The organism is Streptomyces sp. NPDC057565, from assembly GCF_042801455.1.
GTDB lineage: Bacteria > Actinomycetota > Actinomycetes > Streptomycetales > Streptomycetaceae > Streptomyces > Streptomyces yanii.
In genome coordinates this window covers 1-12,056 of record NZ_JBHVFU010000033.1, presented here as the reverse complement: position 1 = coordinate 12,056, position 12,056 = coordinate 1, and the positions used below count along the sequence as shown (strand labels likewise).

Below are 12,056 nucleotides of genomic sequence, written 5' to 3'. Positions count from 1 at the left end.
GACACGAAGCACCCATCCCTGATCTTGCGTGGGTATCCCCGGCTTCGGCCGGGGAGGGAAACGCGTCCTGAGAGGTCGTTTTCATATGTACTATGCATGTTTGGGGTGATTTTCAAGTCGCGTGATCGTGGTGCGGTAGTGGCCATGAGTGCAGTTGATGCCTCTGGGGCGGGTGGGGTGGCGGGTGGGGCGGGTTGGGTCTTGTTCCTGTCTCATCCCAGAACGTCCGGACTTCGTGGCCTGCGTGGCCTGCATGCTTCCGGTGTCGCGGCTGTGCGCCTGGGCGCACTCGGTCTGCGGCGGTACGTCGGAAGCATGACCAAGCGACGCCCGTATCCGAGTGATCTGTCCGATGCCCGCTGGGAGTTGATCGAGCCGGTGCTGGCGGCCTGGCGTTTCGAGCGCCGTGGCAGGGCTCTGGACTTCGCCCGGCCGCCCGAGCACGACCTGCGCGACATCATGGACGCGATCCTGTACGTGGACCGGACCGGGGTCCAGTGGCGCTACCTCCCACACGACTTCCCGCACTGGAACACGGTCTACGGCTACTTCGCCAAATGGGCCGCCGAAGGCGTGTTCGCCCAGCTCAACGGTCTACTCCGACAACTTCTACGGGAGAAGGAAGGGCGGGACGCGGAGCCCTCGGCGTGTGTGATCGACGCGCAGAGCGTCAAGACCTCCACCAGCGTTCCCGCCTCCAGCCAGGGCATCGACGCAGGCAAGAAGATCGCGGGCCGCAAACGGAGCATCGTCACCGACACGCTCGGCCTTCTGCTGGCCGTGCTGGTCACCGCGGCCAGCATGCAGGACTCCGTCGCTGGCACCCGGCTCATCGACCAGGTCGCCACTGACCACCCCGGCATCCGCAAGGTCTGGGTGGACGGCGGCTACCGCCAGCACCTCGTCGAGCACGCCGCCGCCCTCGGCATAGACATGGAAATCACCACTCGCAAGCCCGGGACCAGGGGCTTCACCCCCATACCGAAGCGGTGGGCGGTCGAGCGGACCTACGGCTGGCTGATGCTCCACCGCCGGCTCGCCCGCGACTACGAAACCCTGCCCACCCGCTCCGAAGCCGTGATCCACCTCGCCATGACCGACCTCATGGCCCGCCGCCTCACCGGCGAGAACACCGTCTCCTGGCGCGACCCGACACCACAGACCAAACAACCGATCCCGGGATAAAACAGCGGGATAAAACGACCTCTGAGAGGGCGTTAAGTCCGTTTCAGGATGAGTCTCCGTAGCGGGTGGCAATCGCGGCGGCGCGGTTGCGTAGGGAAGTGCGCAACGACTGCGGGGCCAGGGCTTCCGCGTCCGTGCTGAGCTGCCACAGCGCCCATTCGGCGTGTCGGGAATCTTGGAAGGTCACCTCCAGCCATAGCCAGCCGTCTGCGTCGGGTTCTTCTGCGCGGACGGCCAGCGCGGTGTCCAGCAGGTCCTCCCGCCGCGCAGGGTTCACCCGTACGAGCACGGTGATGTGGTCGCCGTCGGAGAGGAACTGCGCGGAGCGTTCCCGCCAGATCCGGTCCAGGTCGACCCGGTTTGGTCGCTGTGCCGTTTCGGGGAGTTGCTCGGCGGCCAGGATGCGGGACAGTCGGTAGGTGCGGTCCGCGCCGGATCTCGTGGCCAGCAAGTAGCCCCGGTCGCGTACGGTAACCAGGCCGATCGGGTCCACCGTGCGCCACTGTGGTGTCCGGCCTGTGGCCGCGTAGTGGATGCGCAGTTTGTGTCCGGCGAGCACCGCGCGCCTGACCTCGATCATGGTGGTGTCGGGCACCTCCTCAGCGACCACCCGACGTGAGAGCAGGTCGGCCTCCGGATCGACGAGAAAACGCTGGGCCGCCTCGCTCGCGGTGGCCCGGTGGCCTTCGGGCAGCGCGTCGACCACCTTCCGCATGGCCGAAGCGAGCGCCGAGCCGAGGCCGAATACCTGCTCGCCGCGCCCCGATCCGGCGGTCAGCAAGGCCAGGGCCTCGTCGTGGTTCAGTCCCGCAAGCTCGGTCTGGAAGCCGGGCAACAGCGCGAAACCGCCGTGCCTGCCGCGTTCGGAGTAGACCGGGACGCCGGCCACGGACAGCGCCTCGATGTCGCGCAGCACGGTGCGGGTGGACACCTCCAGCTCGCGGGCCAGCGCGTCCGCTGTCATCCGACCGCCCTGGCGCAGCAGTAGTACCAGTGAGACCAGCCGATCGGCACGCATGCGAGAACGTTAACGGAATACATGACTGAGGGTGTCGTGATTTGTTGGCAGGCTTGTTGATACGACGCCAAAGGCGGCGGCTACGGCTACCGAGCGATGGACGTACGTACTCCCCATGAATCGAATGGAGCTGACGTGGCAGTGGAACGAACGGCGGTCAACCCGGTGACGTGGTCGCAGGAGCTGGGATTCAACCAGGGTGAGGTCGTCTCCGGGCACACACGGACCCTGTACATCTCGGGGCAGACCGCGATGAACGGCGACGGCAAGCCCCAGCACGACGGTGACATCGCGGCGCAGTTGGCGCTGAGCATCGACAACCTGGAGGCCGTGCTCGGCGAGGCCGGCATGTCTCTCGCGAACCTCGTCCGGCTCAACGTCTACACGACCGACGTCGATCAGCTCTTCCCGCACTACGGTGTGCTGGCGGCGCGGTTGGGGGCCGCCGGGGTGGCGCCGACCTCCACGATGCTCGAGGTGACGCGACTGGCGATCCCCGGCCAACTGGTCGAGCTCGAGGGAACCGCCGTCGCGTGATGCGACCTCGCCGCCCCTGCTGCTCGTGCCGGTCGAGACCGACACGAGCAGCAGGCGTTAAGTCCCTTCTCTCTCGGTTCGTGATCGCTCGTTCGTGGTGTTGATCGTCGTACCGGTCGACTGCTCGTCATGTGCATGCTGAGATGCGGGGCGTGGAGCGAAGACCGTATCCGAGCGACTTATCGGACGAGCAGTGGGCGTTGATCGAGCCGATGGTCACGGCCTGGAAGCAGGGCCGGGTGGCACATTCGGCGACTGGAGACCCCGGGGCCTGCGATCTGAGGGAGGTGGTGAACGCGATCTTTTATCAGAATCGGACGGGCTGTCAGTGGCGCTACCTGCCCCACGATCTTCCTGCCTGGTCGGCGGTGTTCTACTACTTCACGCTCTGGCGTGAGGACGGGTTTGACCAGCGGATCCAGGAACTCCTGCGTTGTCAGGTACGGGAGAAGGCCCGCCGATTAGAGGACCCGTCCCTCGTGGTCATCGACACCCAGTCCGTGCGCGCGGCCGCGGGCGTCCCCAAGACCACGACGGGACTGGATGCCAACAAGCGGACGCCGGGGCGCAAGCGGGGACTGGCCGTCGACGTGCTGGGACTGATTATCGGCGTTGTCGTGCTGGCCGCCTCCGCACACGACAACACGGCCGGGGTGGCCCTGCTCGACCAGGCAGCCGAGCGGTGCGGGAACCGCTTGGAAAAGGCCCTGGTGGACCAGGGCTTCAAGGACGAGGTCATCATCCACGGCGCCCTGCAGGACATCACCGTCGAGGTCGTCCGCCGCAACCCGGACGACCAAGACAAAGGCTTCGTGCCGCAGCCGAAAAGGTGGGTAGTCGAGCAGGTCAACGGCACGTTGATGCTGCACCGGCGCCTGGCCCGCGAGTACGACCACCGGCCCGACAACTCCGCCTCGCGTGTCTACTGGGCCTCCACCGCGAACATGGCCCGCCGCCTCACCACACCCACACCGGCCTGGCGCGACGGCCTCCAGATGGCCGCGTGAACGTCATCGAACTCCTGGCAGACCTCCAGGCCCGCCACGATGAGGCCACCGCCCGGGTGGGCGAACTGCGCGACCAAATTGAGCACTTGACCGCCGCTCTGGCTGAGGCCGAGGCACGTTTGACGGAACTCGCGACGACCCGGAAGGTCATCGCGGAACTCGCCCCGACCGGGACCGAACCCGACCCGCCCGAGCCAGCCACCGTCTACCAGGCCATCCTGAACGCCTTCAACCAGCACCCCGCCCAGGCATTCCGGGTCCGTGAACTGCACGAACTCCTCGGCATGCCCACCGACGACCCGGCCCTGAACGTCACCCGCAGCCGCCTCGGACGCCTCACCCGCCAAGGCTTCCTCACGCAACCTGGACGAGGCCGCTACCAGAAGCAGACTTAACGCCCTCTGTGTGCGGAGGCGCGGAGCGCCGGGGGTTCTCTGCGTCTGTGTCGGTGACGGTCAGGTGGGCCGCTTCTGTCCTTCGGTGTACTGGCGGACGGTGAGCGGTGCGCCGCCGCAGGAGCCGGCGAAGTAGGAGCGGAACCGGAACACGGATCCCGTGCCGATCCGGTTGATGCGGCCGGTGTACTCGGCCCGCAGATACCGGGAGCTGACGCCCTTCAGGTCAGGCTGTTGATCAGCCTGGAGAGGGCAGTCTTCGGCCGGTAGTGCACCAGAAGGTGGACGTGGTCGGCCTCGCCGTTGAACTCGCGCAGATCCGTCTCGAAGCCGGCGCAGACCTCGCGCATGATCTCTTCGCACCGTGTCAGCATGTCGTCGTAGAGGACATCCTGCCGGTGCCTGGTGACGAACACCAAGTGTGCGTGGAGGCTGCAGGCGACGTGACGACCGGTGCGGATACCGGGGTTTGGTTCCCAGCGTGGTGGCATACGCCCAGCGCGGTATGTTCGTCGAAACCAGGCTGGAAGGGGGTGGGCCGGATGATCCGTGCGTACAAGTTCCTCCTGCGGCCCACCGTGGGCCAGCAGATCGCGCTCGGAGAGATGCTGCTTGATCACTGCTCGCTCTACAACGGGGCGTTGCAGGAACGCCGCGACGCCTACCGGCACACCTCGAAGACGAGCATCACGTACGGGCAGCAGTCCGCGCAGCTCAAGGAGATCCGGGCGTTCGACCCGGAACGCCAGGGCCGTTGGTCGTTCTCGTCGCAGCAGGCCACCTTGCGCCGGCTGGACAAGGCGATGCAGGCGTTCTTCCGTCGGGTCAAGGCCGGCCGGACGCCGGGGTATCCGCGCTTTCGTGGGGTCAACTGGTTCGACACGGTCGACTTCCCCAGGGATGGCGACGGCTGCCGGTGGGATGCCACCCCGCACGACCCGGTCGCCCGCGTTCGTCTGCAGGGCCTCGGGCACGTCAAGGTGCACCAGCACCGGCCCGTGGTCGGCAGGGTCAAGACCGTCTCGGTCAAGCGCGAGGGCCGCAAGTGGTTCGTCGTGCTGACCGCCGAGCAGCCACAGCCCGAACCACTGCCCAAGACTGGCAGCGTGGTCGGTATCGACCTGGGCATAGCCAACTTCCTCGCCGACTCGAACGGCGGGTTCGTCCCCAACCCGCGGCACGGACGCAGCGCTGCCGCGCAGCTCGAAGCAGCGCAGCAGACACTCGCCCGGTTTCCGCGTGTCCGACGGGACAAGCGGACGGCGAATCACCGCCGGGCGGTCGAGAAGGTCGCCAAGCTGCACGGCAGGGTCCGCCGTCAGCGGCTCGACCACGCCCACAAGACCGCGCTGGCCCTGGTCCGCGAGCACGATGTCATTGCGCACGAAGACCTCAAGATCCGCAACATGAGCAGGATCCCGGCCCGGAAGCCGGACCCCGACCGGCCGGGCTGCTTCCTGCCCAACGGGGCCGCCGCGAAGGCCGGGCTGAACCGCTCGATCGCCGATGCCGGATGGGGGGTGTTCCTCGCGATCCTGAACGCAAAGGCTGAGAGCGCCGGGCGGGAAGTGATGGCCGTGGACCCCCGCAACACCTCCCGGCGGTGCCCCGAATGCGGGCACACCGCCAAGGAGAACCGGCCCACACAGGAGAAGTTCCACTGCGTCGCGTGCGGCCACACCGCGCACGCGGACACCGTCGGGGCTCTCAACGTTCTACGGGCCGGGCTGGTCCGTCGCGAAGCCCAACCGGCATAGCGAGAAGCCCCCTCAATTCATGAGGGGGGAGGAGTCACGAAACTGCTTCAGGGGACCTGGGCCGGTTCTGGTGATTCGGTGCGCAGGCGACGGCCGCGGCGGCGGCAATCAGGTTGGACCTTGAGGACGTGGGCGCGCACGCCGACTACCCGATCCGCGACCGCGACGCGAAGTACCCCGCCCTGATCGACAAGATCCTCGCCGACGCCGGCATCGTCCGGACGCGGCGATCGGGCCGATGACGGCCTCACCAGGTTCGGCCTGTGCCGGGAGTGCGAGCACGGGGACAACGGCGGTCATCAGCGCGCCGAGTGCGAGATGAGGTCGGATCTTTCGCCACTGAGTGTGCGGGCGTCTGAGAGTTCATTGGTGATCGTATCTACGGCATACGTGCTCGTGAATGCGCACAGTAGCCAATAAGACTGCATGGGCGAGCAAGATCGCCGGTCCGATCACGCTGTATGGATCGATTCATCCGATGATCTGTCGGGCTTTCCAGCGGCGATTATTGCTGGTGAAAGCCGTGTGGTCTTGGTGGCAGCCTACAGGCCAGGACCTCCTGAGGCGCTCGTCGGGAAGCTCTTGAACCTCGGGTCTTGACGATCGCTCGGAGTCATCCTATGTTCCTGCCTGCACTTCCATTACTGAGAGTCAATCGTCGGAAGCTGGAGAAGGTGGGTCTTAGACGTCGGATCTCTAAGGCCCAATGCTGGGTGCCCGGACCGGAGAGGTCATGAACGTCCGAGCGACGGCGACGGGATTTCCCGGGATGGGCGCAGCTCCTGCATCCGCGTGACCAAAGCTCCCCGATATCCGGGTCCGGAATATCGGAATCGGCTGAGCGTGAGGGGCGAAACCATGATCGCTCGGCCCCTGCCCACCTGCGAAGGAGCCTGATGTGCGCCACCGTCACTGGTTGATGACCATTCTGGTCGGTTTACTCGTCGCCGCTCTTGTACCGCTGTCCGGCCCGGCCACGGCGGCCGAGCCGGCCGGGACGCCACCGGAACGGGTGAAGGGCATCCCCGGCACGATTCCTGTCAGCGGGGACGCGGACCTGGCCGCCTGGCAGCGGCTGCAGTACGGCATGTTCATCCACTGGGGTCTGTACTCCGAACTCGGAGGTGTCTGGCAGGACGAACCGGTCAGGCAGGGCTACAGCGAACAGATCCAGATGTGGGCGAACATCCCCGAGGCGGACTACCTCAAGGTTGCCGAGCGGTTCCGGCCGGACCGGTTCGACCCAAAGGCGATCTGCTCGTTGGCCAAGGACGCCGGGATGCAGTACGTCGTGATCACCTCCAAGCACCACGACGGCTTCTCGATGTTCGACACCGGCACCACCGACTACAACGTTGTGGATGCGACGCCGTACGGCAGGGACCCGCTCAAGCTGCTCGCCGACGAGTGCCGCAGCCAGGGACTGAAGTTCGGTTTCTACTTCTCGCTGGTCGACTGGCACCAGGGCCACGCGTTCGACGGGAACAACAACAACCCGATACCCCCGGCGATGGAGCCGGTGATCAAGGCGCAGCTCCGCGAGTTGATGACGAACTACGGGGACATCGCTGAGGTGTGGTTCGACATGTCGTCACCGACCAAAAAACAGAGCGAGACTTTTGCGGGCGTCGTGCGTGAGCTGCAGCCGCATGCCGTCATCAACAGCCGGATCTGGAACAACGTCGGCGACTTCCGAACCCTCGGAGACAACGAGATCCCATCGGTCGCCGTGGACGGCGCATGGCAGACACCGGCGTCGATCTACCACTCGACCTGGGGCTACCGCAGCTGGCAGGTCCGCGACGACCTGCCCGGCAAGGTGCGCGACCTGGTGAAGGGCCTGGCCAGCGTTCGCGCCCGGGGCGGCAACTACCTGCTCAACATCGGCCCCCGTGGCGACGGCAGCATCGTCGAGTTCGAGGCGGACGTCCTCCGTGGCATGGGAGCCTGGCTCAAGCGCCACCCCGGAGCGGTCCTCGGGGCCTCTCCCACCCGGTTCGGCGGCCAACCGTGGGGTGAGGTGACCGTCAACGGCCACGACCTGTTTCTCCACGTCACTCGATGGCCGGCTGACGGGGAGCTGAGGTTGCCCGGCCTGGCGACCGAGGTCAGGCGGGTGCTCGAGGACGGGGCCGGAGAGCTCGGGTGGCGGCAGGACGGAAACGACCTGGTTGTGACCCTGCCCGCCGAAGCCGCGGACAAGGTGCTGCCGGTCATCAGGGTCGAACTGGCCGGAAACCTGCGGATCGTTCCGACGCGCACGGTTGCCGACACTGAAGGCGCGTGGGTGCTGTCCCCCGAGGACATCGAAACGGGCTACAGCTACGCCGACAACGGCTCCTACTCCAGCACCCGTCGCACCGTGGTGCGTCACACGGCCTACCTGCGCGCCCACCGGGGCGGACCTGTCTCGATCGCCCTTGCCGGTCGCGCGGACCCGGCCGCCCGGTACCGGGTCCGGCTCGGGGGCCGCGAGCAGGTCGTGACCGGGGAGCAACTGGTCGGATCGGCCGTCGGACCGTTCGTCGTGCAACCCGGCCGCGTGCTGCCCCTCACCATCACCAGAGCCGAACCGGAGTACACATCCCAGGATCTCGGAGTGAGTATTGACGCCGTCATGGTCGGGCCCACCGGCACCGCGGTCGCGTGGTCGCAGCCGCCCAACCCGGTCGAGCTCGGAGCGACGGCGCCGATCCCGGTGCACGTGACCAACCTGAGCAGCCGGACCGTGACCGGTCAGGTCGGACTGGACGGCCAGGGGCCGTTCACCCTCGGCCCGGCTGCGGCGGTGACGGTGCCACCGGGTGCGACTCGGACCCAGCCGATCGAGCTGGCCGTGTCCCGCGAGGGCGAGCCGGGCACCTACCGGCTGCATTCGGACCTTGACACCGACGCACGCGTGCTCGGCCTGACCAACGACGTCAACGTCGTCCTGCCGAACGTGGCGGTCGGTAAACCCGCCACGCAGGCGAGTACCGCGTGGGGAGGCGTGGCCGGCAGAGCCGTCGACGGCAACACGGGTGGGGACTACTTCGGCGACAACTCCACGACCCACACGGCCGAGCCGTCGAACCAGGCATGGTGGCAGGTCGATCTTCAGAACGAGCACATGATCGACCAGATCGAGATCTGGAACCGCACGGACTGCTGTTCTGAGCGATTGGCCGAATACTGGGTGCTCGTCTCGGAAACGCCGATCACCAGCAGCTCTCTCAGCGAGGCTCGCAAGACCCCGGGTGTCACAGCGATCTACCAGTCGAACGTCGCTGGACGGCCCACGAGCATCGACCTCGACAAAACACCCGGCCGGTATGTGCGCATTCAGCTTGAGTCGCACACCAATCCCTTGGCCCTCGCCGAGGTGAAGGTCCGTAGCCGGCTCGCAGGGGAGTAGACATGGAGGGTCGGCGGTCGTACCCAAGGTTGATCCGGCGCAGATTGCGCGACTCGCGCTTTCCGGCCTGGATGCGGAACAGCTCGTGATCACCAGCAACGAGCTCGGCAACCAGAGCACGGGGGCAGAGCGCGTCCGCTCTACGAAGTGGAGGAGCTCAGCGCCGGAATAGAGAACGATTCCGGCGACAAGGCGCGGAGGCGAGTGAGATCCGGCGGCAAGTGGTGTCGCTGCGGACGATGTCCTGACTCGGATTACCGGCTGCCGCCGCTGCAGCCACTGTCGCGGGACAGCTGGCAGCCCGCCGTTGCACTTCGGTTCGGTGCAACGACGGGCTGTGTCGGCAGAGGTGTTACTACAGCTCGCGCTCGATCTGGCTCTCGCTGATCTTGTCCTCGCGCATGGTCGCCTCGTTCTGGACGGCGTAGCGAGCTTGCGCCCCGCTGCCCTCGGCGCTTCGGATCTCGCCCCGCTGAAGCTCGTCCTGCTGGTCCCGGTACTCCACGTGCTGTCCCTTGCGGTAAGGCATGGGGAATCTCCAAGTCTCGTGTGGGTCGGCGTGGGCTGGCCCCGCTCGTTAGGCAGGGGGCGCCCCGCCCTCTTGGCGCCTGCGACTATCGCCAGGCACACTGACAGCCCACCCCCAACTCCGCGCACCAGCAATCACAACGGGCCGAATGGGTGACGCCTCGCTCGCCGCTGCCGACGTCCTCTGGAGCTTCCTTTGCGACGGATGGTGCTACAGGAACCCCGTCTCGTCCACGATCAGCACCTCGTCGCCGCCAAGGTGCTCCAAGACGTAGGAGCGGACCTCGTCACACACCTCGTCGGCATCCCACGTGCGCTTCGCAGGAGTCGCTGCATCGCGCCGGGACGCTGGTGACCGGCCTGTTCGGCCGGCTGCCAGCAGTTCTTGCGTTGGATGCCGGACAATAATCCGAGAAGGAACGCCCTTGCCGTCGCCCGGGGTTCAACGCGCTGGAACCGGCCCGCGATGCGGGCCATGGCCTGGTCAACATCGCCCGCCAGCGGGCAGGGTCTACGGTATGGCCCGCGGCCACCGCACCACCCTCAGGAGTCCACACAACCTCTGATGATCACGCGGTGGCCGTACCGATTTCCAGCCCTGCTCCTGCGTCGCTTCGGACGTGATGCGACGCGGTGTCCTATGTGGTGCTGGGGCCGTCGAGGAAGCGATGCAGTACGGCGGCCTCCGCGCGAAGCCGCGCGGCTCGGTCAGCGTGCGCGGGAGCAGTCAACTGCGCTGCAACCTCCAGCCGCTCGGCGGCCTCGGCGCGCACGATATCCACCACATGTCGCTCGCTCAGCTCACGCCGCACTGCTTCGGTGGTGCCGACACCAACCGGCGACTGCTCAAGGGCCACGCCGCGGAGCTCAGCTTCGTCGGCGGGCACCGCCTCAGCGTTGTCCAGCGCAGCAAGCGTTGCGCGCAGGGCACTCACCGCAGCCTTGTCACGGGCGCGCATCGCTTCCGGCAGTGCTTGACGCAAACGAAGACGTAGAGACATGCCGGTGACCTTATGTCGGCACCGCCGAACCCACAAAGCGATATACGTGCCCTACCGGACTCCCCGCCATGTGAGGCGTTACGCCCCCGACTTGCTCGCCAGGAGTGGTGGGCCAGTCAACCGCCACAACGTTCGGCCTCTGGACCGTTGTCGGGCTTCTGTTCCTCCGGGGCAGGGTCCGTGGCTGCCCGTCGGGTTAGCGTCTTGGCATGATCACAGAGAGCACCTCCGTGCTGGTCGACATCCGGAAGTACGACGGCAGCCCGAGCGCCCAGTGGACTGCTACCCGGCTCGGTGAGGACGAGTACGGCGTGTGGTTGGGCACGGCGCAGGGTGTCCACGTCAGTTCGGAAACGGGCGGCTGGACAAGCCGGTTCGCGTACGTGATGTTGGTCCCGCGTGGTGAGTGGTGGACGGCCACGTTCTGTGTGGACCCGGGCCCCGAGATGTACTGCGACGTGTGCACGGTGCCCGAGTGGAACGCGGACGGGACGGTCCTGCACACGGTGGACCTCGATCTTGATGTCGTGCGGCCTCGTGGCGGCGAGGTCCATATCGAGGACGAGGACGAGTTCGCCGAACACCGAGTGCGCTATGGCTACCCCGATAGTGTCACCGACAAGGCCCGACAGGCCTGCGCGTGGTTGATGGAGGCAGGCCGTCGCGATGGTGACCGCATCGAACCCTTTGCCTCGGTGTACCGCCACTGGCTCGGCCTCATCAGGTAGCCAACGGGCGACCGGCCGACGCGCTGCTCCGCAGGCGTGACACCCTCCTACCGGGGCATTCCGCGAGGACCCTGAGCCGCTTCAAGCACGCCGGCCCGGCATCTCCGCAGCGCGCCGATTTCCACCGTGAGGTCGGTCTGCGGGAGGTACCCGCCCGGCGGTCAGGGCGATGTTCACGAGCACCGACCTCCTGAGGCGCCTGCGATCTCGACTTCGACGGCGTGGCCTTCGACGGCGGCGACTTCTCAGACAGCCGTTTTCACGGAGAGGTCTCTTCACCCGCGCGTGGACTGGGAGGAGGTCCCGCCGGCCGGTGGGCGGTACTGCCCCGGCTGCCGCCTCGATCTTGCGGAGCGGTCCGTCACCGGTGTCGCCCAGTTCTGGCATCGCTCGAAGACGGCCCCTGTAGGCGGCGGTTTCTAGGGGTCGTCGCAACACGTGGTCGTGTTGATCAGGTCGCGAGCAGTTTATGCAGGCGCTCGGCTGGGGTTTCCCAGTCGAGCGTT

The 12,056-nt window shown here is 66.8% G+C and carries 10 protein-coding genes and 1 pseudogene; 7 read left to right on the top strand and 4 right to left on the bottom strand.

The genetic code is table 11. The features are described 5' to 3' along the window. Positions 1-315 precede the first annotated feature (315 nt). Positions 316-1,185, top strand: a complete 870-nt coding sequence (locus ACFU8W_RS35230; protein WP_384046201.1) for an IS5 family transposase — start codon at positions 316-318, stop codon at positions 1,183-1,185. 43 nt (positions 1,186-1,228) lie between these two features. Here ACFU8W_RS35230 and ACFU8W_RS35225 read toward each other — a convergent pair whose 3' ends face one another. Next, a complete protein-coding gene (locus ACFU8W_RS35225) occupies positions 1,229-2,203 on the bottom strand; it encodes a helix-turn-helix transcriptional regulator (protein ID WP_384046198.1) in 975 nt (324 codons plus the stop codon). A 141-nt stretch (positions 2,204-2,344) separates the two neighbouring features. On the opposite strand from ACFU8W_RS35225, the gene ACFU8W_RS35220 reads away from it, so the two are divergent. The 3 genes from ACFU8W_RS35220 to ACFU8W_RS35210 all read left to right on the top strand — a co-directional run bounded on the left by ACFU8W_RS35220 (position 2,345) and on the right by ACFU8W_RS35210 (position 4,142). Then, a complete protein-coding gene (locus ACFU8W_RS35220; RefSeq protein WP_384046413.1) occupies positions 2,345-2,740 on the top strand; it encodes a RidA family protein in 396 nt (131 codons plus the stop codon). A 152-nt stretch (positions 2,741-2,892) separates the two neighbouring features. Then, the gene (locus ACFU8W_RS35215) at positions 2,893-3,747 is read left to right on the top strand and encodes an IS5 family transposase (RefSeq protein ID WP_384046195.1); all 855 of its coding nucleotides are present in this window, start codon (positions 2,893-2,895) and stop codon (positions 3,745-3,747) included. Then, positions 3,744-4,142, top strand: a complete 399-nt coding sequence (locus ACFU8W_RS35210) for a hypothetical protein (RefSeq protein ID WP_384046192.1) — start codon at positions 3,744-3,746, stop codon at positions 4,140-4,142. The genes ACFU8W_RS35215 and ACFU8W_RS35210 overlap by 4 nt, the downstream gene beginning before the upstream one ends. A gap of 60 nt (positions 4,143-4,202) precedes the next feature. Here the strand turns inward: ACFU8W_RS35210 and tnpA are convergent. Beyond that, positions 4,203-4,633, bottom strand: a pseudogene (gene tnpA / locus ACFU8W_RS35205) (IS200/IS605 family transposase). Between the two features lie 51 nt (positions 4,634-4,684). Here tnpA and ACFU8W_RS35200 point away from each other — a divergent pair. Both ACFU8W_RS35200 and ACFU8W_RS35195 read left to right on the top strand, forming a co-directional pair. Further along, entirely contained in the window at positions 4,685-5,899 is a 1,215-nt protein-coding gene (locus ACFU8W_RS35200; RefSeq protein ID WP_384046189.1) for an RNA-guided endonuclease InsQ/TnpB family protein, read from the top strand. Positions 5,900-6,797: 898 nt separating this feature from the next. Then, positions 6,798-9,293 carry an alpha-L-fucosidase gene (locus ACFU8W_RS35195; protein ID WP_384046186.1) on the top strand — a complete coding sequence of 832 codons (2,496 nt, stop codon included), beginning with the start codon at positions 6,798-6,800 and terminating at the stop codon, positions 9,291-9,293. A 355-nt stretch (positions 9,294-9,648) separates the two neighbouring features. On the opposite strand, the gene ACFU8W_RS35190 is transcribed toward ACFU8W_RS35195, so the two are convergent. Further along, the gene (locus ACFU8W_RS35190) at positions 9,649-9,822 is read right to left on the bottom strand and encodes a hypothetical protein (protein ID WP_345509601.1); all 174 of its coding nucleotides are present in this window, start codon (positions 9,820-9,822) and stop codon (positions 9,649-9,651) included. Between the two features lie 637 nt (positions 9,823-10,459). Continuing rightward, positions 10,460-10,780 (bottom strand): hypothetical protein, encoded by a 321-nt coding sequence (locus ACFU8W_RS35185; protein ID WP_384046410.1) that lies wholly within the window; start codon positions 10,778-10,780, stop codon positions 10,460-10,462. Between the two features lie 251 nt (positions 10,781-11,031). Between ACFU8W_RS35185 and ACFU8W_RS35180 the strand changes: the two genes are divergently transcribed. After that, complete coding sequence (locus ACFU8W_RS35180) at positions 11,032-11,550, top strand: DUF402 domain-containing protein (protein ID WP_384046182.1); 519 nt, start codon at positions 11,032-11,034, stop codon at positions 11,548-11,550. Positions 11,551-12,056 lie beyond the last annotated feature (506 nt).